18 protein-coding genes are annotated in these 22,759 nt (G+C 71.1%); 10 read left to right on the plus strand and 8 right to left on the minus strand.

Annotation, left to right across the window (positions count from 1 at the left end; genetic code table 11):
- Positions 1-38: 38 nt before the first annotated feature.
- From ABGB14_RS12720 to ABGB14_RS12740, 5 genes are all read left to right on the plus strand, one after another.
- Positions 39-329 carry an ATP/GTP-binding protein gene (locus ABGB14_RS12720; RefSeq protein WP_347643808.1) on the plus strand — a complete coding sequence of 97 codons (291 nt, stop codon included), beginning with the start codon at positions 39-41 and terminating at the stop codon, positions 327-329.
- An 11-nt stretch (positions 330-340) separates the two neighbouring features.
- A complete protein-coding gene (locus ABGB14_RS12725) occupies positions 341-1,045 on the plus strand; it encodes an alpha/beta fold hydrolase (RefSeq protein ID WP_347643836.1) in 705 nt (234 codons plus the stop codon).
- A gap of 275 nt (positions 1,046-1,320) precedes the next feature.
- A complete protein-coding gene (locus ABGB14_RS12730) occupies positions 1,321-4,491 on the plus strand; it encodes a LamG-like jellyroll fold domain-containing protein (protein WP_347643809.1) in 3,171 nt (1,056 codons plus the stop codon).
- Positions 4,492-4,704: 213 nt separating this feature from the next.
- Positions 4,705-10,803, plus strand: coding sequence for an RHS repeat-associated core domain-containing protein (locus ABGB14_RS12735; protein WP_347643810.1), 6,099 nt, complete (start codon positions 4,705-4,707; stop codon positions 10,801-10,803).
- 183 nt (positions 10,804-10,986) lie between these two features.
- Entirely contained in the window at positions 10,987-11,799 is an 813-nt protein-coding gene (locus ABGB14_RS12740; protein WP_347643811.1) for an alpha/beta fold hydrolase, read from the plus strand.
- Here ABGB14_RS12740 and ABGB14_RS12745 read toward each other — a convergent pair.
- The 3 genes from ABGB14_RS12745 to mce all read right to left on the minus strand — a co-directional run bounded on the left by ABGB14_RS12745 (position 11,776) and on the right by mce (position 15,049).
- Positions 11,776-12,999, minus strand: a complete 1,224-nt coding sequence (locus ABGB14_RS12745) for an AI-2E family transporter (RefSeq protein ID WP_347643812.1) — start codon at positions 12,997-12,999, stop codon at positions 11,776-11,778. The genes ABGB14_RS12740 and ABGB14_RS12745 overlap by 24 nt on opposite strands.
- Before the next feature lie 139 nt (positions 13,000-13,138).
- Positions 13,139-14,431, minus strand: a complete 1,293-nt coding sequence (locus tag ABGB14_RS12750) for a DivIVA domain-containing protein (protein WP_347643813.1) — start codon at positions 14,429-14,431, stop codon at positions 13,139-13,141.
- A gap of 195 nt (positions 14,432-14,626) precedes the next feature.
- On the minus strand, positions 14,627-15,049 hold the full coding sequence (gene mce / locus ABGB14_RS12755) for a methylmalonyl-CoA epimerase (protein WP_347643814.1): 423 nt from the start codon (positions 15,047-15,049) through the stop codon (positions 14,627-14,629).
- Positions 15,050-15,135: 86 nt separating this feature from the next.
- On the opposite strand from mce, the gene ABGB14_RS12760 reads away from it, so the two are divergent.
- Positions 15,136-16,317 (plus strand): acetyl-CoA C-acetyltransferase, encoded by a 1,182-nt coding sequence (locus ABGB14_RS12760; protein ID WP_347643815.1) that lies wholly within the window; start codon positions 15,136-15,138, stop codon positions 16,315-16,317.
- A gap of 46 nt (positions 16,318-16,363) precedes the next feature.
- Entirely contained in the window at positions 16,364-16,867 is a 504-nt protein-coding gene (locus tag ABGB14_RS12765) for an AAA family ATPase (RefSeq protein WP_347643816.1), read from the plus strand.
- Positions 16,868-16,910: 43 nt separating this feature from the next.
- On the opposite strand, the gene ABGB14_RS12770 is transcribed toward ABGB14_RS12765, so the two are convergent.
- From ABGB14_RS12770 to ABGB14_RS12790, 5 genes are all read right to left on the minus strand, one after another.
- Positions 16,911-17,303, minus strand: a complete 393-nt coding sequence (locus ABGB14_RS12770) for a type II toxin-antitoxin system VapC family toxin (protein ID WP_347643817.1) — start codon at positions 17,301-17,303, stop codon at positions 16,911-16,913.
- On the minus strand, positions 17,300-17,566 hold the full coding sequence (locus ABGB14_RS12775; RefSeq protein WP_347643818.1) for a hypothetical protein: 267 nt from the start codon (positions 17,564-17,566) through the stop codon (positions 17,300-17,302). Before ABGB14_RS12775 ends, ABGB14_RS12770 begins: the two co-directional genes overlap by 4 nt.
- Before the next feature lie 191 nt (positions 17,567-17,757).
- Complete coding sequence (locus ABGB14_RS12780) at positions 17,758-17,910, minus strand: hypothetical protein (RefSeq protein ID WP_347643819.1); 153 nt, start codon at positions 17,908-17,910, stop codon at positions 17,758-17,760.
- A 140-nt stretch (positions 17,911-18,050) separates the two neighbouring features.
- Complete coding sequence (locus tag ABGB14_RS12785) at positions 18,051-18,722, minus strand: DUF4230 domain-containing protein (protein WP_347643820.1); 672 nt, start codon at positions 18,720-18,722, stop codon at positions 18,051-18,053.
- Between the two features lie 28 nt (positions 18,723-18,750).
- Entirely contained in the window at positions 18,751-20,229 is a 1,479-nt protein-coding gene (locus tag ABGB14_RS12790; protein WP_347643821.1) for a hypothetical protein, read from the minus strand.
- A 228-nt stretch (positions 20,230-20,457) separates the two neighbouring features.
- Here ABGB14_RS12790 and ABGB14_RS12795 point away from each other — a divergent pair, with 228 nt between their 5' ends.
- Genes ABGB14_RS12795 through ABGB14_RS12805 form a run of 3 tightly spaced genes read left to right on the plus strand, consistent with a single transcriptional unit; the run spans position 20,458 to position 22,582 of the window.
- Positions 20,458-21,009, plus strand: coding sequence for a MarR family transcriptional regulator (locus ABGB14_RS12795; protein ID WP_347643822.1), 552 nt, complete (start codon positions 20,458-20,460; stop codon positions 21,007-21,009).
- On the plus strand, positions 20,993-21,943 hold the full coding sequence (locus tag ABGB14_RS12800) for a tetratricopeptide repeat protein (RefSeq protein ID WP_347643823.1): 951 nt from the start codon (positions 20,993-20,995) through the stop codon (positions 21,941-21,943). Before ABGB14_RS12795 ends, ABGB14_RS12800 begins: the two co-directional genes overlap by 17 nt.
- Positions 21,944-21,952: 9 nt before the next feature.
- Positions 21,953-22,582, plus strand: a complete 630-nt coding sequence (locus ABGB14_RS12805; RefSeq protein WP_347643824.1) for a cytidylate kinase-like family protein — start codon at positions 21,953-21,955, stop codon at positions 22,580-22,582.
- Positions 22,583-22,759: the final 177 nt, after the last annotated feature.

Consider the following 22,759-nt stretch of genomic DNA (forward strand, 5'->3'; position numbering starts at 1 on the left):
CGGATGGCGGATGTGGGTGTGATGGGTCTCGGGAGCCGATGAGCCCGCGTCGCTCCCGCCGCAGGGAGTCCTCCCGCCCCTTCGGCTTCCCGACCGGCCTGGACAAGGTGGAGGAGTGGCCTGACGGCTCGTGGAAAGTACGCATGCTGACCGGCTCGTCGTCCACGAAGAACTACCGGTGCCCGGGTTGCGACCAGGAGATCCGCGTCGGGCTGCCGCACATCGTGGCCTGGCCCGCCTGGCCGGGCGGCGACGAGGAGCGCCGTCACTGGCACCAGGCCTGCTGGCGTAAGAGACTCGACCGCGGCCCAGGCCGCAGCCGTTACTGAGAGGACCCATGGTGGAGATTCGCGCGGCCACGGTGCTGCCCGCCCGGCGAGAGCCCATCGAGTTGCACACCGGCGACGGCCTGACCCTGGTCGGCGAGCTGGCCCTGCCCTTAGACCGGCCTCCCGTGGCCACGCTGGTCACGCTGCACCCGCTGCCCACCCATGGCGGCTTCATGGACAGCCACGTCTACAAGAAGGCCGCCAACCGCCTGCCCGCCCTCGCCGACCTGGCCGTGCTGCGCTTCAACACGCGCGGCACCTCGTCGGAGCGCGGCACCTCGGAGGGCACGTTCGACGGTGGCCAGGGTGAGCGGTTCGACGTGGCCGCGGCCCTCGAGTACGCCGACTTCCACGATCTGCCGCACGTGTGGGTGGTCGGCTGGTCGTTCGGCACCGAGCTGACGCTGAAATGGGCGCACGATCCGCTCGTGGAGGGCGCGATCCTGCTCTCGCCCCCGCTCCACCGGGCCACCGACGACGACCTGGACGCCTGGGCGCGGTTCGGGCGGCCGCTGGTCGCGCTGGTGCCCGAGTTCGACGACTATCTGCGGCCCGAGGAGGCCCGCGAGCGGTTCGCCCGGGTGCCGCAGGCCGAGGTCGTCGGGGTCGACGGCGCCAAGCACCTGTGGGTGGGGGAGCCGTACGTGCGCGTCGCGCTGGACGAGATCGTCAAGCGGGTGAATCCGGAGGCGTGGCCTCTCCCTACGGAGGTCTGAGCCCGCCTTGGCGAATAGTTCCATGTGCCCAAGATCACTGAAAGTTTTTTTGAGCAGAATGAGCAGAACTCTGGACCAAGTGAATTAACCGGGGTGAGAATCCGATCGTCAAGCGAAGATCGTGGAGACGCCGGGTGCTTGAGCCCCGCGCGTAACCCCTGCTCAGCGTGGGCGAGGAACGTATGCGGGCGATGCGTGGAGTGGCTGCGGCGGCGTTATCGGCGACGATCCTAGTGGTTCCGCAGCCGGTGTCCGCACAGGAACGATCGCAGCGGGTGGCCGGGCCGCCTGCGCACGTCCCGGCGGAGACCGAAGGGGCGGCGCTGGCGATGGCCCGGCGCGCGGGCAGGCCGGTCGAGGTCGGGTCGATGCGCAGCGAGACCCGCCAGGTGTTCGCCCAGCCCGACGGCAGGCTCACCATGGAGATGCACGTGCGGCCCGTACGCGTGCGCAAGGGGAATCGCTGGGTCCCCGTCGACACCACGCTCCGCCTGCGCCCCGACGGCGCGGTCGAGCCGGTCGCCACCGCGGTCGGCCTGACGTTCTCCGGCGGCGGCAACGGTCCGCTGGCCGCCATGTCGCGCGGGGGCAAGTCGATGCGGCTGGGGTGGACGGGCGCCTTGCCCAGGCCGGAGCTGAAGGGCGACACCGCCACCTACCCCGAGGTCATGCCGGGCGTGGACCTCCAGGTCACCGCGGACGTGGACGGCTTCTCGCACCTCCTGGTGGTCAAGTCGCGGGCCGCCGCGGCCGGGCTGACCGAGCTGGCGTTCCCGCTGTCCGTCTCCGGCCTGTCGGTGAAGGCGGACGGCGCGGGCAACCTGGAGGCCGTCGACGACAACGACGGCACGATCTTCGTCGCGCCCACCCCGAAGATGTGGGACTCCGAGGGCATGACGAGCCCGCAGCCGCTCAAGGAGGGCCGCTCGCCGGAGGCCAGGGAGACCACCATGGGCGTGCGGCTGGCGGACGGCCGGCTGCGGCTCAGGCCCGACAGGAAGATGCTGACGGACCCGGGGACCCGCTTCCCCGTCTACCTCGACCCGTACTTCTCGGCCGCCCGCAACGCCTGGACCGCCGTCTGGAGCAACTGGCCCAACTCGAACTACCTCAACTCCAGCGACGTCGCCAGGGTGGGCCACGTCAACTCGCAGAAGAACCGCTCGTTCTTCCAGATGAACACCGGCTCGGCCATCCACGGCAAGCAGATCGTCAAGGCCACGCTGCGCACGTACGAGACGTGGTCGTACTCGTGCGGCGCCCGCAAGGTGGAGGCCTGGGCGACCAACACCATCAGCAAGAGCACCACCTGGAACAAGCAGCCCGCATGGGTCACCAAGCTGGACACGAAGAACGTCGCCAAGGGCTGGGGACCGAGCTGCCTGCCCGGCGGGGTCGAGTTCGACGTCACCCCGCAGGTGGTCAACGCCGCCGCCAACCAGTGGTCCAACGTCACCATCGGCCTCCGCGCGACCAGCGAGACCGACCAGTACGCCTGGAAGAAGTTCAGGAACAACCCGAGCCTGGTCATCGAGTACAACTCGGTGCCCGCCGACCCCGTGGCCGCGGACCTGTGGTCGGACCCGGGCGGCGCCTGCGTCTCCGGCGACGGCAGGCCGGTCATCGGCACCGACACGCCCAAGCTGTGGGCCAAGCTGGCGGACGCCGACAACTCGGTCAGGGGCCGGTTCGAGTGGTACGACGCCGGCGGGGTCAAGTCGGGCGAGTACGTCACCCCGCTTGGTTCGTCGGGCGGCGCGTTCTCCGCGACCATCCCGAACAGCCTGTTCGCCGACGGCGCGATGATCCGCTGGCGGGTGCGCGCCGAGGACGGCACGGCCACCGGCGCGTGGAGCCCGTGGTGCGAGGCCACCGTGGACGCGACGGCCCCGGGCAGGGAACCGCAGGTCTCCTCGCCCGACTACACGGAGAACGGCTGGAGCGACGGCGTCGGCCTGCCCGGCACGTTCGCGTTCGCCCCCAACGGCGTCCCTGACGTCGCCGCCTACCTCTGGGGCCTCGACACGACACCCAAGGCGGAGGCCGTGCCCGGCGCGGACGGCACGGCCTCCATCGTGCTCACCCCGCGCCACAGCGGCCCCAACGTGCTGGCGGTGCGCAGCAGGGACCGCGCCGGCCACCTCGGTCCGATCCGCACCTACGTCTTCAACGTCAACACCGGCAAGCCGCCGAGCGGGCACTGGACGATGGACGACGGCGAGGGGAGCGTGGCGGCCGACGCCACCGGCGCTCACCCGGCGACGCTGCACGGGGCCACCTGGACGGCCGGCAGGACCGGGTCCGCGCTAGGGCTGGCCGGCGCGTACGCCCAGACGTCCGGCCCTGTCGTCGACACCAGCCGTGCCTTCACCGTCAGCGCCTGGGTCCGCCTGACCGGCACGGCCGCCTCCGCGACGGCCGTCACCCAGGAGGGCGGCAGGACGGGCGCGTTCGCGCTGCAGTACGCCAAGGCCGACGACCGCTGGGCGCTGAGCCTGCCGGGCGCGGACGCGGACGGCGCGCCGGTGGCCCGGGCCCTGTCGCAGGCGGCGCCCAGGATCGGCGAATGGACCCACCTGACCGGCGTCTACGACTCGGCGGCCGGCCAGATCTCGCTCTACGTGAACGGCCGGCTGGAGTCCACGGTCGCCGTCACACCACCATGGAACGCCACAGGCCCCCTGACGATCGGCCGCGGAAGGGTCGGCGGGGCGGCTTCGGACCACTGGCAAGGGGACGTCGACGAGGTGCGGGTGTACGCCCGCGCCATGTTCGCCGACGAGGTCGCCGATCTGGTCAACAGCGCTGCCACGCTGGTCGGCCACTGGAGGCTGGACGAGGAGTCCGGCTCGTCGGCTGCCGATTCCTCGGGCCGCGCGACCGCCGCGTCGTTGTCCGGAGCCGCCTCGTGGACGGGCGGGTGGCTGGACGGCGCGCTCGCGCTGGACGGCGTCGACGGGCACGCGCAGACGAGCGCGCCGGCCGTCAACACGAGGACGGGTTTCACCGTCGCCGCCTGGACCCAGCTCGACTACCTCCCCACCGGCGCCACCGCGGCCGTGGCCCAGACCGGCAGCCGCGCCGCCGGTTTCCAGCTCGGCTTCGACCAGGGGCGGTGGGCTCTCGGCATGGCCGCCGCCGACACCGACGCCGCCGCCCTCGTCAGCACCCGCTCCGACGCCGTTCCCGTCCCCCTGGAGTGGACGCACGTGGCCGGCGTCTACGACCCCCTGGCCGGAGAGCTGCGCATCTACGTCAACGGCCGCCTGTCCACGACCACCGTGACCGACCACATCAGCGCCTGGAACGCCACCGGCCCGTTGCACCTGGGCCGGACCAGGACCGCAGGCGTCCTCACCGGCTACTGGCCGGGTGCCCTCGACGACGTCCGCACGTACGACGGTGTGCTCAGCGCCGAGCAGATCGCTCAGTTGGCTGCCCAATAGTCCCCGACCCAGTAAGTCCCCCTAGCAGCACCTCACTGGGAGAGATCCATGGACCCGCAGAGCGAGTTAGACCTGCCCGAATCCCGCTGGAATCGTTTTCAGCCATCCCGGGAACCGGGCCACCCAGACATCGCAGACCCCTCCTGGAACAGGCTCGTCGAGCCCAAGCCGGAGCCCCGCTGGCCACGCCGGCTGGCCACAGTCCTCTCGATCGTGCTCGTCGTGCCCATGGCGTACGCCATGCCCGCCCACGCCGCGCCCCGCCAGGCCCCGTCCGTGCAGAAGGAGACGCCGGTCAAGGGCGAGAAGGTCCCGGTGATCCCGCCGATGGCGGACCCGGCGGACAAGCAGGCGTGGCAGGCGCCACCGGGCGTCTCCTGGCCCGAGCCGCGGACGGCCGAGCTCGGAGGCGCCGGAGCGAAGACCCGGGCGGCCGGATTCCCGGTACGGCTGGCCGCGCGGAAAGGCGTGACCGCGGCGGCCCCGGTGAAGGTCGAGATCCTCGACGCCGAGGCCACCGGCAGGCTGGGCCTCGCACTGCGCGTCTCCCCCGGCGGAGGGGCCACGGCGAAGGCGGCCGAGGGCAAGACCCGCCTGGAGATCGACTACTCCGGCTTCCGCCACGCGTACGGCGGCGACTACGGCGCCCGGCTGCGGGTCGTCGAGCTGGCGGAGTGCGCCCTCGACGTCAAGGCCACCGGCTGTGCCCAGCCGCAGCCCGTCAAGAGCGTGAACGACGCCGAGGCGGGCACGCTGACCGCCGAGGTGGCGACGACCGGCCTGTACGCCGTGACCGCCGCCCCGTCGGGCCAGTCGGGCGACCACTCCGCCACCGGCCTGGCCCCCTCTGCCGACTGGAGTGTCGGCACCCAGTCGGGCGACTTCAGCTGGACGTACGAGCTGCGCACGCCTCCGGCGCTGGGCGGCGAGGAGCCGGAGGTGTCGCTCGTCTACTCCTCCCAGAGCGTGGACGGCCGCACCGCCTCCACCAACAACCAGCCGTCCTGGGCCGGTGAGGGCTTCGAGCTGAACCCCGCCGGCTACGTCGAGCGCCGTTTCAAGTCCTGCATGGTCGACGGCAAGAAGACCGGTGACCTGTGCTGGGACCAGGACAACGCCACCCTGTCGCTCGGCAACTCCTCCATGGAACTGGTCAAGGACGCCACGACGCAGCAGTGGCGGCCCAAGCGCGACGACGGCACCAGGATCGAGCAGCTCACGGGCGCGGCCAACGGCGACAACGACGGCGAGTACTGGCGCGTCACCACCGCCGACGGCACGCAGTACACGTTCGGGCTGAACCGCCTTCCCGGCTGGGTCTCAGGCAAGCCGGAGACGAAGTCGGTGCAGACGGTGCCGGTGTTCGGCAACAACAAGGGTGAGCCCTGCTACTCCAGCACCCCGGCCAACGCCTGGTGCCGGCAGGCGTACCGGTGGAACCTGGACTCGGCGGTGGACCCCCACGGCAACGCCACCACCTACTGGTACGCCCAGGAGAGCAACTACTACGGCCGCAACATGAAGCCCGAACAGGGCACCCAGTACGTGCGCGGCGCCTACCTGACCCGCATCGACTACGGCTACCTGAAGGGCGAGCTGTTCACCAGGGCGCCCGCCGCCCGCGTGGTCTTCGACGTGGCCGAGCGCTGCCTGCCCGGCGGCACCGTCACCTGCGCCCCCGACCAGCTCAAGAAGGACACCGCCAAGCACTGGCCGGACGTGCCGTTCGACCAGATCTGCGACTCGGGGCAGAAGTGCACCGACCGCCTGGCGCCGACGTTCTTCAGCCGCAAGCGGCTGGCCAAGGTCACCACGCAGATCCTCGACGGCGAAGGACAGTACGCGGCGGTGGACTCCTGGGCGCTGGACCACCAGTTCCCCGCCACCGGTGACGGCATGAGCCCGTCGTTGTGGCTGGCCTCGATCCAGCAGACCGGCCACGTGGGCGGCACGATCACCCTGCCGAAGACGACGTTCACCGGCGTTCAGCTGCCCAACCGGGTCGACGCGGACGAGGGCCGCGCCCCGCTGGTCAAGTGGCGCGTGCAGGCCGTCGACAACGAGTCCGGCGGCGAGCTGCGCGTCCACTACTCGGCCGCCGAGTGCGAGCCGGGCAAGCTGCCCGCCGCCGACAAGAACGACAAACGCTGCTACCCGCAGCGCTGGGCCCCGCCGGACGAGGCCCAGGTCACCGACTGGTTCCACAAGTACGTGGTGACGCAGACGGTCGAGGCGGACCGCGTCGCGGGCTCGCCGAGCGTGGTCACCGACTACGAGTATCTCGGCGGCGCCGGCTGGCGCTACGCCGACAACATCCTCGTCAAGCCCGAGCACCGCACGTGGGCGGACTACCGGGGGTTCGGCCGGGTGCGCGTCCGCCAGGGCGACGGCCAGGACACCGAGCGCACGCTCACGGAGTTCCGCTACTTCCGCGGGCTGCACGGTGACAAGCAGGCCGACGGCTCCAAGCGCAGCGCGCAGGTCGAGGACACCGAGGGCGTCAAGCTCGACGACCTCGACCAGCTGGCCGGTTTCGAGCGGGAGGAGATCCTGTACGACGGCGACGGCGGGCCCATCGTGACCTCGACCGTCGAGAAGCCGTGGTCGCTCAAGACCGCGGAGTCCACGCACGACGGCGTCACCAAGGCCGCGTACGTGGTCGAGCCGGAGTCCATGGTCACCCGCACCGCCCTGGGCGGCGGCACGTGGCGGCGGACCGGCGAGGAGCGCACGTACGACGCCAAGGGCCTGCTCACGCAGGTGGAGGAGAAGGGCGACCTGGCCGCCGCGGACGACGACCAGTGCACCCGCTACACCTACGCCCGCAACGACGCGGCCTGGATGCTCGACTACACCAGCAGGATCCAGAAGGTCGCGGCGAACTGCGACACCGCCGTGTCCACGCTCTCCGCCGGAGAGGTGATCTCCGACGAGCGGGTGCAGTACGACGGCAAGGCCTTCGGCCAGGCCCCGAGCAAGGGCGACGTGACCCAGGTCCAGCAGCTCGTGTCCGGGGACGGCGCGACGATCACCGACCGCGTCCACACCTACGACGCCTACGGCCGCGAGACCAGCGAGACCGACGCGGCCGGCACCAGGTCCGTCACCACCTACGTCCCGGCCGCGGGCGCCCCGGCGACCGAGGTCAGGCAGGCCAACCAGCTCGGCCACGTCGAGCGCACCCTGCTCGAACCGGCGTGGGGCGAGCCCGTCGCCGAGATCGACGCCAACAACCGCCGCGTCGACATGGAGCACGACGCGCTCGGCCGCCTGGTCAAGGTCTGGCAGCCCGACCGCAGCAAGGCCGCCGGGCAGTCGCCCAGCACGGAGTACTCCTACCTGATGCGCAACGACGGCCCCAGCGTCGTCACCACGAAGACGTTGCGCGCCGACGGCGGCTACACCGCCAGCCACGAGCTGTACGACGGCCTGCTGCGCGAGCGGCAGACGCAGGAGCCCGCCCCCCGCGACGACCAGACGGACGACCCCGCGCTGCGCGAGGGGCGCACGATCACCGACACCTTCCACAACTCGCTCGGCGAGCAGTACAAGTCGAACACCGGCTACTTCGCCACCGGGACGCCCTCCACGGAGCTGCTGGCGGTGGCGGACGCCGACGTGCCGGCGCAGATCGTGTCGTCCTTCGACGGCTCGGGCGACGTGACCGCCCAGGTGCTGAAGGCGAAGGGCGTGGAGAAGCAGCGGGTGAGCGCCGAGCAGGAGGGCGACAGGATCCACGTGACCCCGCCGCCGGGCGGCACGGCGACCACCCGCATCGGCGACGCCGAGGACCGCCTGATCGAGCTGCGCCAGTACAAGGGCGCGACCCCGACGGGCGACTACGAGTCCACCAGGTACACCTACGACCACGCGGGCCGGCTGGCCACGGTGACCGATCCCGCGGGCAACGTGTGGCGTCACCACTACGACATGCGCGGACGGGAGATCAGGACCGAGGACCCCGACAAGGGCGTCACCACGATGACGTACAACGACGCCGACGAGGTCGTCAGCACCACCGACGCCCGCGGCAGGACGCTCTGGTACGTCTACGACGAGCTGGGCCGCAAGACGGAACTGCGCGACGGCTCGGCGACCGGCCCGCTGCTGGCCGAGTGGAAGTACGACGGCCTGGCCAAGGGCCACATGAACGCCACCATCCGCTACGCGGGCGGGCAGGCGTACAAGGCGGAGATCAACGCCATCGACGCCGACTACCGCACGCTGCGCCAGACGGTCACCATCCCCGAACGCGAGGGCAAGCTGGCCGGCGCGTACGTGCTCAACACCCGCTACACGCTCGACGACCAGGTGCAGTCGATCAGCTTCCCGGCCGCCGGCGGCCTGGCGGAGGAGTCGGTCGTCTACAGCTACGACGAGCTCGGACAGCCGGTCAGGCTCGCCGGCGCGTCGACGTACGTGAACACGACCCGCTACTCCAAGCTGGGCGAGACCCTGCAGTACGAGCTGGGCTCGGGAAGCAAGAAGACCTGGCTCACCTACACCCACGACGAGTCCACCCGCAGGCTGACGAGCATGCGGCTGGACCGGGAGGGCGCTGCCGACACCGATCTCGACCTGCACTACTCCTACGACGCCGTCGGCAACATCACCAAGATCGCCGAGCGGGCGGGCGGCCAGGACACGCAGTGCTTCACCTACGACCACCTGCGCCGCATGACGTCGGCGTGGACGGCCACCGACGACTGCGCCTCCGGCTCCCCGCGGTCCGGCACGATCGGCGGCGCGGCCCCGTACGCGGTCAGCTACGCCTACGACGTCACCGGCAACCGCGTCAAGGAGACCAGGCACGCCTGGGGCGGCGCGCCCGAGACCGTGCGCACCTCCACCTACCCGAAGCCGGGCGAGCAGCGGCCGCACGCGCTGCTGAGCGCCGGATCCGACCTCTTCGAGTACGACGCGACAGGCAACACCACCAGGCGCAAGGTCGGAGCCTCCGACCAGACCCTCGTCTGGGACGCCGAGGGCAACCTGGAGTCGGTGACGGAGGCCGGCAGGACGACGTCGTTCGTCTACGACGCGGACGGCGAGCGGCTGATCCGCAGGACGCCGGCCGACGCCACGCTCTACGTCGACGACATGGAGCTGCGCTTCGACTTCGCCAAGGACGCCGTCGAGCAGACCCGCTACTACACCGTCAACGACCAGCCCATCGCGGTGCGCACGCCGGACGACCAGGTCTATTTCCTGGCCAACGACCATCAGGGCACCGCGCAGGCGGCCGTGAACGCCGGCAACGGCGAGCTGGCGATCCGCAGGCAGACGCCGTTCGGCGAGGACCGGGGCTCGCCACCGCCATGGTGGCCGGGCCAGCGCGCCTTCGTCGGCGGCACCAAGGATCCGACGACCGGGCTCATCCACCTCGGAGCCCGCGAGTACGACGCGCGCAACGGCCGCTTCCTGTCGGTCGACCCGGTCATCGACGATCTCGACCCGCAGCAGCTCAACGCCTACGCCTACGCCAACAACAGCCCTGTCACCATGAGCGACCCCGACGGCCAGCTGTTCTGGTTCGCGGCCGGCATCGCGGCCCGGATCGCGATCCGGTGGGCGGCCAGGCGGGCCGCCCAGGCGGCGGCCAGGCGGGCGGCGCTGGCCGCGGCCAGGCGGGCGGCGGCCAGGCGCGCGGCGATCGCGGCGGCCCGGCGCCGTGCCGCGGCGCTCGCCAGGAAGAAGGCCGCCGAGGCGGCCAGGAGGAGAGCGGCAGCCGCGGCGCGCAAGCGGGCGCTGGCGGCGGCCAGGAAACGAGCGGCCGCCAAGGCCAGGAAGGCACGGGAGGCGGCGGCGCGGCGCAGGGCCGCGGCTGCGGCACGGAGGAAGGCGAGGAAGGAGGCTCGCGAGGCGGCGGCCAGGCGGCGCGCCGCGGCGGCGGCCAGGGCGCGCAACCGGCGGGCAGGCAGGGTGCCGCGCGGCATCCAGCGGGCGCGGTCGCGCCCGGCGAGCCGGCCGACCAGCCACAGGTCGACGCAGCGGCAGTCGCCGCCGAAGGTGAACCGGCAGCCGGCCCAGCCACGGCCGAGCCACATCTGGCGCAACGACGGCACGAGGCAGCCGACCCAGTCCTACACCATCTACGGCAACGGCCGGATGTACCCCCAGGGCCGGCCGCCGTCGAACCTGGGCCGGGGCAGCGGCAGCGGCCAGGGTGAGAAGCAGCTGTTCAAGCCGGAGCGGATCGAGCCGGAGAGCACGCGGGCCGGCACCATCGCCGAGACCGGCGGACGGTTCACCCGCTGGATCGACAAGGGCGGCCTGGGAGACGCCCTGGACATCCTCTTCGGCGGCTTCTGACGGGTGGTCCGGTGCGAGGGCGCGTCCCCTGCTCAGGGGGCGGGCCCTCGCTTCTGCCGCGGTGCGGGTCGACCCCGCGCGCTGCCTGACCGCGACGCGCGGGGCCTCCGGCCGCGACCTGCAGCCGGGAGGAGTTCAGGACATGGAGTGATTGTCGCCGTGAACCGGGTTACCGTGGGGCCTGTGCAGCTCTATAAGAGATCGGCCGGGACGGGGATCCCGGTTGTGCTGCTCCACGCGTTCCCCCTGTCGTCGGCCATGTGGCTGGCGCAGCGGGAAGGGCTGGCCACAGCCTGCCGGGTCATCACACCTGACCTGCGGGGCTTCGGCGGTTCGCGGCTGGGCGACGACGAGCCGTCACTCGACCTGATGGCCGACGACGTCGCCAGGCTGCTCGACGATGAGGGCATCGACAGGGCGGTGGTCGGCGGGTTGTCCATGGGCGGCTACGTGACCATGGCCTTCTGCCGCCGACATCCCGACCGGGTGCTCGGCGTGATCCTGGCCGACACGAAGGCGGGCGAGGACCCGCCCGCGGCCAGGGACAACAGGGAGCGCATCGCCAGGGCCGTCCTGTCGGAAGGCAGCGAGGTGCTGGTCAGCGAGGTGCTTCCGGCGCTCATCGGGCCGACCACGAAGGAGCGGCGGGCCATGGTGTTCGGACGGGTCAAGGGGCTGGTGCAGTCGGCTCCGCCGGGCGCCGTCGCCTGGGCGCAGCGGGCGATGGCCGCGCGGGCCGGCTCGTTCGAGACGCTGCGGGCGCTGAAGGTGCCGCTGCTCGTCGTGGTGGGGGAGGAGGACGAGCTGTCACCGCCCGCCGACGCCGAGGAGATGGTACGCGCCGTGCCCGAAGGGCGGCTGGAGGTCATCCCGAAGGCCGGCCACCTGAGCGCGGTCGAGCAGCCTGAGGCGTTCAACGCCGCGGTGACCGAGTTCCTCAGGTCGGAGCTCGGCGGGGTGGGAGCCCGGGGCTCAGGCCCGGGCCTGGCGGGGTAGCACGACCTCACGGATGATCAGCGAGATCGCCGCCGCGACCGGGATGGCCAGCAGCGCGCCGACGATGCCGAGCAGCGCGCCCCCGAACAGCGCGGCGATCACCGTCACGGCCGGCGTCACGTCCACCGAGCGTTTCATCACCTTGGGATAGATGAAGTAGTTCTCGACCTGCTGGTAGAGCACGAAGAAGATCGCGCAGGCGATCCCCGCGGGCAGCGACTGCAGCAGCGCGACAAGGCTCACGAACACCGCGCCGATCGTGGCGCCCACCAGCGGCACGAGGTCCAGCAACGCCACGACCAGAGCGAGCGCGAGCGCGTAGCGCACGTCCACGATCGACAGGAAGATCCAGGCCACCACGCCCGCGATGACCGAGATCAGCACGTTGCCCGCCACGTAACCGCCGATGCCGGTGAGGATCTCCTCGCTGATCGCGCTCGTGCGCTCCCTGCGCGAGGCGGGCACCAGCTTGAGCAGGTAGTCCTTGATCGTGTGCAGCGAGCCGAGGAAGTAGAGCATGAGCACCAGCAGCGTCACCGTGGTGAACACGCCGTTCAGCACCACCAGGCCCGCCCCCATGATCCCGGTGGCCAGCGACGGCCCCAGCGTGCTCGTCACGAACGTGCGCAGCTGCGGCAGGACCTGATAGTCGGCGTCGATCTGGCGCAGCGTCGGATGGTTGCTCAGCTCCGTGATGTAGCCCGGCACCGCCTCGATGAACTCCGACAGCTGCTTGCTCACCGGCGGCACCACGGCCAGGCCGAACAGCACGAACGCCACGATCACCCCGGTGAAGACGATCGAGATCGCCGCGCGCCTGGCCAGCCCCCAGCGCTGCAGGGCCTCCACGGCCGGGTTGAGCCCGACGGCCAGGAACATCGCCACGACGACCAGGATGATCGTGCTCAGCGAGTTGACGACCATCTGGGCGATCGCGATCGCCGTCAGCACCCCCAGCCCGCCGACCAGCCCGAACAGGAACGGCCCCCGGGCCAGCGGCTTGCCGGGCAGCCCGTACGGCTGGGCGCCCGCCTCGCCGCCCCCACCCGCGGCCCGCTCCCCGGTCGCGGCCTCTAGTCCGCCGTCCTCAGGTCGTTCTCCGGCCGGGGCCACGGTGCTGCCGCCCTCAGGCCGTTCCTCGGGTGCGGCCACGAGCCCGGCGGCGGGCTCGGCGTTGGCGGGCTCGGCATCTGTGGACATGGGAACTCCATGGGGGATCGTCGACGTGCCACGCCGAGCCCGCACGGGAGCATGTCGGCCCGGCAACAAAGAGAGAGCCTAGCGACGATCAGGTCGCCAGGCTCTCTCAGCCGTCACTCAGCCCCCGTGCGAACTTCGGCTATTCCTGCCACCACTCCGCGTCGTCCTCCGCCTTGGCCTGAGCCTTGGCGGCGGGCGCCGGCTCCGCGGGCGAGGCCTCGACCACGGGCGCAGCGATCGCCGGCTTGGCCGGGGCGGCCGCGACCGCGACCTCCGGCGACTCCTGACCCGGCAGAGCGGCGCCGCCGAGCAGCTGGCGCAGCTGGGCCAGGTGGCTGGTGATGCTGTCACGCTGGCGGGTCAGCTCGTCGACCTGGCGCTGCATCGCCGTGCGGGTGCGCTCGGCTTCGTTCTTCGCCTCGGTGACGATCGTCTCGGCGCTCGACTTGGCGTCGGAAACGATGGTCTCGGCGCTCTTGCGGGCGTTGGCGACGAGCTGCTTGGCGTGCAGGTCGGCCTCGCGGCGGGTCTGGTCGGCCTGCTGGGTCGCCTTCGTGGCCCTCGACTCGGCCGTGGCGGCGCGCTGCTCGGCCTCGGCGACCAGCTTCTGCGTGGCGGCCTGGGCGGAGGCGTGGCGCTCGGCCTCCTGGCGCTCGGCGTCCTCGCGGCGGGCGGCGAGCTGGATCTCGAACTCGGCCTCGTCCTGGGCGCGCTTGGCCTCCGACTCCTCCAGCACCCGCTGGGCCTGCGCGCGCATCTCGTCGGCCTGCCGCTTGGCGGTGGTCAGCACCTCGTCGCGCTCGCGCTTGGTCGAGGCCCGCAGCTGGGCGACCTCGCGCTCGGTGGTGGTGCGGAGCTTGGCGATCTCGCGCTCGGCGTCGGCCCGCTTCTCCGCCACCTCGTGGTCGGCCGTGGCCCGCAGCTTGGCGGCCTCGCGCTCGGTGGTGTTGGTCAGCTCGTCGGCCTCGCGGCGCGCCGTCGAGCGGATCTCCTCGGCATCCCGCTCAGCGGAGGTGCGCATCTCGTCGGACTCGCGCGTGGCCTGGGCCCGCTTCTCGGCCGCCTCGGCCTCCGCGGCGGCCCGCAGGTCGGCGGCCTCGACCTTGGCGGCGGCCTTGATCTCGTTGGCCTCGGACCTGGCGGCCTGCACGAGCTCGGTGGCCTGCTCCTCGGCCAGGCGGAGCAACTGCTCGATGCGGGCGCCGAGTCCGGAGTAGGTGGGGCGCTCCTGCTCCTGCAGCTGGCGCTGGGAGTCGGACAGATCGCGCTGCAGGCCGGCGACCTGCTCACGCGCCTGGCGTAGCTCTCCGTCGAGCTGCTTCAAGTGATCATGGACCTGATGCCGGTCGTAACCACGGAGCACCACGTCGAACTCGCGCGCTGGGGCGTCCTCGAAAAAGTTGTTGAGCTGGGCGTCGATGTCGGACTGCATGGAGGCTCGATCCTGGGTTGTCGAGACGGCTACACGGGCCGGACGGGGGGTTCGGGGCATCCGATCCAAGGAGCCTGTGCCTCGCGGCAGGCCCCATGTCCGGTGGAAGGTCAAGCGTACTCCGCTGGTGCCACCTGCGAAGCCCCGTCCAACTTTCTGCGTGACTAGTTACATATGCGCGTTATATGGCTTTTTCTAGCGTCTGGCCGCCTGGACCAACTCGGTCAGCATTCCCCCCACGTCTTTGGGATGCAGGAACGCGATCTGTGAGTCCATCGACCCGTGTCTGGGACGCTCGTCCAGGAGCCTCACTCCTCTCTCGTTGATCTTACCCATGGCGTCCGCCACATCTCGTACGCCGAATGCCACGTGATGGACGCCCTCGCCACGCTTGGTGAGGAATTTTCCCACAGGGGAGTCCTCGGAGAGAGGCTCCAGGAGCTGAATGTAGGAGCCCCCGCCTTCGCCGTCGGAGATGTGCAACATGGCCTCCTTGACACCTTGCTCCTCGTTGACCTCCCGGGCAACTACTGTCAGGTCGAACGTGTCAGAAAAGAGACGAATCTTCTCTTCGAGGTCCCGGCACGCGATACCGATGTGGTCGATCCGCAGGAACATATGTGGCCCACCTCCATAGCGAACGGTCACCTACTCGTGGGTATGGTGTCAAAGAACCAGATGGCGAGCACAGGAGGCCCGTGTCCATGTCCAGTTCCGTCATCGTCGCCGGAGCTCGCACCCCGATCGGCAAGCTGCTCGGCGCCCTGTCCGGACTGACCGCCGTCGACCTGGGAGGCATCGCCATCAAGGCGGCCCTCGAGCGGGCCGGCGTGGCGCCCGAATCCGTCGAGTACGTCATCATGGGCCAGGTCCTCCAGGCCGGCGCGGGCCAGATCCCCTCCCGCCAGGCCGCCGTCAAGGCCGGCATCCCGATGACCGTCCCCTCGGTCACCGTCAACAAGGTCTGCCTGTCGGGCCTCGACGCCATCGCCCTGGCCGACCAGCTCATCCGGGCAGGCGAGTTCGACATCGTGGTGGCCGGCGGCATGGAGTCGATGACCAACGCCCCCCACCTGCTGCCCGGCCTGCGCAAGGGCGTCAAGTACGGCGGGGCCGACGTGGTCGACTCGATGGCCCACGACGGCCTGTTCTGCGCGTTCGACCAGTGCGCGATGGGCGAGTCCACCGAGCGCCACAACACCAGGCTGGGCATCGGCCGCGAGGAGCAGGACGCCCTGTCGGCCCGCTCCCACCAGCTGGCCGCCGCCGCCATCAAGAACGGCGTCTTCGAGGACGAGATCGTCCCGGTGCCGGTCCCGCAGCGGCGCGGCGAGCCGGTCGTCGTCAAGGAGGACGAGGGCGTACGCGGCGACACGACGGTGGAGACGCTGGCCAAGCTGCGCCCGTCCTTCGCCGCCGACGGCACCATCACCGCCGGCTCCGCCTCCCAGATCTCCGACGGCGCCTGCGCCGTGGTGGTCATGTCGAAGTCCAAAGCCGAGGAGCTGGGCCTGCCGTGGCTGGCCGAGATCGGCAGGCACGGCAACGTGGCGGGCCCCGACGCCTCGCTCCAGTCCCAGCCCGCCAACGCCATCAAGCACGCCATGGCCAAGCAGGGCGTGTCGGCGGGCGACCTGGACCTGGTGGAGATCAACGAGGCCTTCGCCAGCGTGGTGCTCCAGTCGGCGCAGGAGCTGGGCGTCCCGCTGGACAAGGTGAACGTCAACGGCGGCGGCATCGCCCTGGGCCATCCGATCGGGGCGTCGGGCGCCCGGATCGTGCTCACGCTGGCGTACGAGCTGAAGCGGCGGGGCGGCGGCCTGGGAGCGGCGGGCCTGTGCGGCGGTGGCGGCCAGGGCGACGCGCTGCTCATCCGCGTCCCCTGAGCCCGCGTCACGCCGGACCCGCGGACGCCGGGCGTAGCCTCGAACCATGTCGAAGGTACTGATCACCGGGACGTCGGGCACGGGCAAGTCGTCCGCGCTGCAGGCGCTGGCATCGCGCGGGCACCGGACCGTCGACACCGATACGGACGAGTGGATCCGGTGGGTGAGGCTGCCCGACGGCTCGCGCGACTGGGTGTGGCGCGAGGATGCCATCGGCCACCTGCTCGCGGGTCATGGCGAGGGCGCTCTGTTCGTGGCCGGCTGCCGCAGCAACCAGGGCCGGTTCTACCCGCGCCCCGATCTCGGCGCCGATCGGGGCCGGTTCGACCAGGTCGTGCTGCTGAGCGCTCCCGCCGAGGTGATGCTCGCCCGGATCCGCGCGCGGACCGGCAATCCCTACGGCAAGCGCCCGGAGGAGTGGGCCGCGATCATGAACGACCTGGAGACCGTCGAGCCGCTGCTCAGGGCGACCGCGACCGCCGAGATCGACGCCACCGCACCGCTCGGCCAGGTCGTACGGCGGCTGGAGGAGCTCCTCACACCCCCGTAGGAGGCCGGCGCGCCAGCCCGGGTCAGCACGCACCCGCCGGGCGTCAAATGACGTGGACGGGACAGCGGACCCCCGCGGCGACGGCCAATCGGCGGTCTCCCGTGACAAGCACGCACTCCGCGGCCTCCGCCACGGCGACGAACGCGGCGTCGTAAGCCGTAAGATTGGCGCGCAGCTGCCACATCCGTGGCAGGTGCGGACGCACATCGACCAGGTCGAGCTCGGCGTCACCCAGCGCGGACAACGCCTTTTCCGCGCGTTCCTGGCTGATCTTGCCACCAAGAAGCAGACCGCGAATGCCGGAGACGACTTCCGTGACCATGTGGTGAGGCGCGGCCCAATGAGGGTCGTTCATCATGAGCTTACGTGCGGCGCGTCCCTTGTCGTCGTCGCGTGTCAGCGCATCGATAACGACGGAAGCGTCGAGGACGATCATTGCGCGCTGCTGCCGTCGGAGAGGCGGACTTCGCGCTCGGCGCGCATTTCGCGGACCATGTCCGCGGTGTCCTCGTCGCCGCTGTAGCCATCCGCGCGGTTCTCGAACGCATTGATCAGATCAACGTTCCTGGTGCGACGAGCATCCTCCTCGACCAGCTTGAGGAGGTAAGACTGGAGACTCTTGCCCTGGGCGCGTGCCCGCGCAGCCAGGGCATCCCGCACCGGCTCGGGGACGTCACGGATCTGGAGTGCGACACTCATGCATGCATTATACATGCATCGCTGTCCGGCCGGCCCAGGACAGCGCGATGCCCCGGTCCGACCAGGAATTGGACCGGGGCCCCGTAACGCACTGCTCAGGCCCTCACCAGGAATTCAGGGCCCGAGCGCCCCTCAAGGGGGCTGTTCAGCCCGGCCGCGAGGGAGGTTGCGGCCGGGCTGCTTGTGGGCGGTCATGAGGCCAGGAACCTGGCGACGAGCGAGCGGTGGCGGCGCTCGCCCCGCGGGCCCCTGCGCGCCTCCATGACCCGCCGCTGCTCGGCGGCGGCGCGGCGCAGCTCCGACGCGCGGTGCTGCATCACGGTGTATTCGAGTTCGGCGTTCATCCGAGTGCTCCTCTGCTCTGTTGCCTGCACTCTCAAGACTCGTCCTAAGGCCCTCCCCGCCACATCGGGCGGATGCCTTATCTCTGGACGCGGGCAGGTACTTAAGCGGGGGCACGGGCGGCTAAGGCCGTGAGGCGCGGCTAGGGCTCGCCGGTGAACTCGACCGTCACCTTCGTGAACCCGAGCGACTTGAGCATGCCCGACAACATCGCCCTGGTGTTGGCGTCGGCCCTGGCGCGCAGGTCACTGGCCACCGCCGCTTCCGTGATCTTCTTCTCGGCCAGCAGGTACAGCTCCCGCTGGTCACCCGGCGAGCCCGACAGGAAGTCCTGCACCCGGTCGAACAGCCCCCGCTGGTGCGCGAACACGTAAGAGCGGCTGTTGTCCAGGTTGGGCTTCTCAAGCTGGGCGTGCGGCAGGCGGATGGTCGCCTCCGTGCGGTCCGGCGAGACGGTGACCGCGTTGGTGCCCATGGCGGAGAAGTCGACGTACGCGTCCACGCCGCCCGCCCCGACGAACAACGTCCGCGTGCCCTTGACGGCGTCGGGCAGGAAGTTGGCGTCCTTCTCCAGGTCGACGACCACCTGGAAGGTGCCGGTCGCCGCCTCGAAGCGGCTCATGTCCTTGATCGACTGCAGCAGCGCCGGCTGGCTGCGGTCGATGGTCCGCCCGCCGAACGGGTCGAGCCAGGACCAGGCCAGGCGGCCGCCCACCACGAGCAGGACCGCCAGGACCAGGAACGCCGCGAGATATCGCCACCTGCGGCGCCGCCCTGGCGTCACCTCGGGCGGCGTCGTACGGGAAGTCGTCATGGGAGCATGACTACCCTTCTGGCGATCATCATCGCCAGCCGAGCGGTGACATCTCCGGTCCCTTCGCGGCAGCGGACCTGTCCGCGGCCGCGACCGCCGGCGCCGCCGTGCCCCCGCCGACCGGCGAGGACGTCCCCGGCCCACGTCCGAACGGCGGCGAGCTCGTACCGGGGGCCGAGGTCGACGCCGGGGTGCCGCCGGTGTCGGGGTAGACGGGATAGACGTGGCTCGACGAGGGCGTGGGGCGTACGGGTGAGGGCGCCACCTGGGCGTGGGCGGGCCCGCCGCCGAAGTGGGTGCCGGCCAGCCGGCAGCTCTGGAAGTCGCTGTAGAACATCCGCAACCACTCCCTGCGCTGGTGCTCGCTCAGCCCCGAGAACCACGACGCGGCGTACTGGTGCTCGGGCAGCGGCCCTCCGGGCAGCGGCTCGCCGCGCAGCCAGGCCATCACGATCTCCCGGTAGCCGTCGGCGACCGTGCCGGGGCAGCGGGCGGCCAGCGACTCGATGTACTCGTACGCCGCCTCCTCCGCGAACCCGGCGGAAAGGTCGGGCACGTGGATCGGCGCGAGCCCGTTCGACGGTTTCAGCTCGTCGTCGAGCGGCCGCTGCTCCACCCGCGTGAACGCGGCCGGCGTGCCCGCCAGCCTGGAGGCGATCTGCGTGAACGACGCCCCCAGCTCGGTCAGCCCCGCCTGCATGCCCGGATGCACGCACACCGTGATCGGCCACTCCTGGCAGCTGTAGGCGATCTCCTCGGCGGCGGCCGGCTTGGAGTGGGTCAGGACGCGGGACACGCCCATGCCCGCGGCCAGCACAGCCAGCAGCGCGCACGCCAGCACCAGCGCCTGCCTGGTCACCAGCGCCGCCCAGCCGAGCAGCAGCGCCGCCGTCAGGCCGAGCAGCCAGATCGTCTGGTCGAAGAACGCCGCCCCGCTCAGCCCCTGGAACAGGTCGTACGGCTCACCGGTGCCCGGCGCCAGCTTGTCGGCCCACCCGCGGTCGTCGGCCAGCCATGAGAACACCCCGTAGCAGGCCAGCCCGGCGATCGGCGGCGTGAACGGGTGCGGCAGCACCCAGCCGGCCACCCACCCGATCACCGAGTAGAGGGCCAGGCCCGCCATGCCCATGCCCAGGCCCGCCAGGCTCAGCCGGCCCGCCTGGTCGGTCAGCACCGTCTTGACTGCCAGGACCAGCACCGTCGCCCCGAACGACCCCAGCACCACCACCACGATCGCCAGCGGGGCCTTGAGCGCCCGCCACGTCGTGAGCGAGCGCCCGCGCAGCGCCTTGCGCTTGCGCAGCGCCACCCACGCGGCGAAGGCCGCGGCGACCGGCCCGGTCAACCGCAGCGATCCGATGACCGCTGCCACGATGTTCTCCCAGGCGTCGACGCCGGGTATCAGGACGTTCCACGCCGCGACCAGGCCGACAGCGAGCAGCACGGCCACAGTGACGGCCGCGCTCTGCTTCAGCTCCTCCCGTGAAACGCCCCCGTGCTCACGCACCCGTTTTCCCGTTGAAGTTCATCAAGCACCCCCCGTGCCCCTCGGCAAGGCGGAAGCGATCAGTCCGGCCGGTCCCCACAGGCTGATGGACTTGGCTTCCGCGTCACCATTCGTAGGAGAACCATAACTGAGCGTGATGATTGATGTCCGGACTCTTGGCCAAGCGGAGAGGCCTGTCGCTGTGAGTAGCCAGACGAACCGGGACGACCAGCGCGCTACCGTATCGCTGTGACGCAGCCGAAGCCGCTCAACCTGCCGTTCGACCCGATCGACCGCGCCGCGGAGAGCTGGCGCGCGCACTTCGGCCCGTCCGCGGCCATGGCCGCGGTGACGTCGATCATGCGAGCGCACCAGATCCTGCTGTCGCAGCTCGACGCGCTGCTCAAGCCCTACGGCCTGACCTTCGCGCGGTATGAGGCGCTGGTGTTGCTGACGTTCAGCAGGGCGGGGGCGCTGCCCTTGTCAAAGATCGGGGAAAGGTTGATGGTCCACCCCACCAGCGTCACGAACACGGTGGACAGGCTGGAGAAGTCCGGGTTCGTCCGGCGGTTGCCCAATCCACGCGACGGGCGCGGCGTGCTCGCCGAGATCACCGAGCCCGGACGCGACGTCGTACGCCGTGCCACGGGTGACCTGATGGCCGCCGAGTTCGGCCTGTCGATGTACGCCGAGGACGAACTCCAGGAGATGTTCGACCAGTTGCGCACCCTCCGGGTGGCGGCTGGTGACTTCGCGGGGTCGTCGATGCGGCAAGATGAAGAGCATGGCGGACTTCTCTAAACCCGGGTCGCTCTACGGAGCTGTGGACCTGGGCGCGCGCAAGCAGGCACTGGAGGCGCAGGCCCGGCGGGAGGCCGCAGGTCCCCAGGCGGCCACTGCCTCGGTCGTCGACGTGACCGAGGAGACGTTCACGAGCGACGTCATCGACAAGTCCATGACGGTGCCCGTCGTGCTCGACCTCTGGTCGCCGAGGGCGCCGGGCAGCGCCCAGCTCAGCCCGGTGCTGGAGAAGGTGGTCGGCGACCTCGGCGGCAAGGCCGTGCTGGCCAAGGTCAACGTCGACGCCAGCCCGCAGATCGCGCAGGCGCTGCGGGTCCAGGCCGTGCCGACCGTGCTGGCGATCTTCCAGGGCCAGGCGGTGACCGGTTTCCAGCAGGTGCTGCCCGAGCAGGAGGTGCGCCGCTGGCTCGACGAGTTGATGGGCGCGGTCGAGCAGTTCTACCAGGCCAACCCCGGTGCCAGGCCCCCGGAGGCCGGCGAGGCCGGCCAGCCCGGTGAGCAGGAGGCGCCGTCGGGGCCGCCCGCCGACCCCGACATGATGGCGGCCGAGCAGGCGATCGACCGTGGTGACTTCGACGCGGCCATGCAGGCCTACCAGCGGCTGCTGGCCCGCGAGCCGGGCAACGAGGACGCGAAGATGGGGCTGGCCGGGGTGGGCCTGCTCAAGCGCACGTCCGAGGCCGACCCCGCCGACGTCCAGCGCCGCGCGCAGGACCCCGCCGACCTGGACGCGCAGCTGCTCGCGGCCGACTTCGAGATGATGTCGGGCGCGGTCGACCAGGCGTTCGAGCGCATCATCGCCGTGGTCAAGCGCACCTCGGGCGACGAGCGCGACAAGGCCAGGCGGCACCTGCTCGGGTTGTTCGAGGCTTTGCCCGCCGAAGACCCATCCTTGGCCAAGGCCCGTAGAGCGTTGGCGAGCGCCCTGTTTTAACCTGAATTCATGCGGGTCGTCACCATATCGGCGACATACGGCACGGCCGGCAGCCAGATCGGCCCGGCCGTGGCCGAGCGCCTCGGCGTGCCCTTCGTCGACCGCGCGATCCCCAGTGCCGTCGCCGAGGAGCTGGGCTGCACGCTGGAGGAGGCGCTGGCCCACGACGACCGGGCCGAGCACGGCATCGGCCGGCTCTTCTCCGGGGCGATGCGGCTGCCCACGGTGACGTTCGGCGGCGTCGACATGTACGTCCCCGGCGCGATGCCGCTCGCGCCCGAGGAGTTCGTCAACCGCACCGAGCGCATGCTGAAAGACACCGCGCGCCTCCAGGGCGGCGTGTTCCTCGGCAGGGCGGGGGCGCTGGTGCTGGCCGACCATCCCGGCGCGCTGCACGTCCGGCTCGACGCCCCCGTCGCCCGGCGGGTGCGGCAGACCGCCACGCTGGGGCAGCTGGGCGAGCGCGAGGCCCGGCAGATCATCGAGGACAACGACCGGGCGCGCAGCGCGTACGTGCGCCACTTCTACCGCACCGACCCGGCCGACGCCTGCCTCTATCACCTGGTGATCGACAGCACCACGATCCCCGTGCCCACCTGTGCCGACCTGATCGTCATGGCCGCCGAGGCGCGGGATTGACCGAATGACCTCTAACATGGATGCATTCTTGGTCAGTCCCGAAGGAGCGATTGACGTGGCGACCGTCCCCAGTGTGTCGTACTCCATCACCGTGCGCCTCGAGGTGCCCGCAGGCGGCAAGGCCGTGAGCCTGCTCACGCACGCCGTAGAGTCGGCAGGGGGTGTCGTGACCGCCCT

Origin of the sequence: Nonomuraea sp. B10E15 (assembly GCF_039871615.1) — a bacterium.
GTDB lineage: Bacteria > Actinomycetota > Actinomycetes > Streptosporangiales > Streptosporangiaceae > Nonomuraea.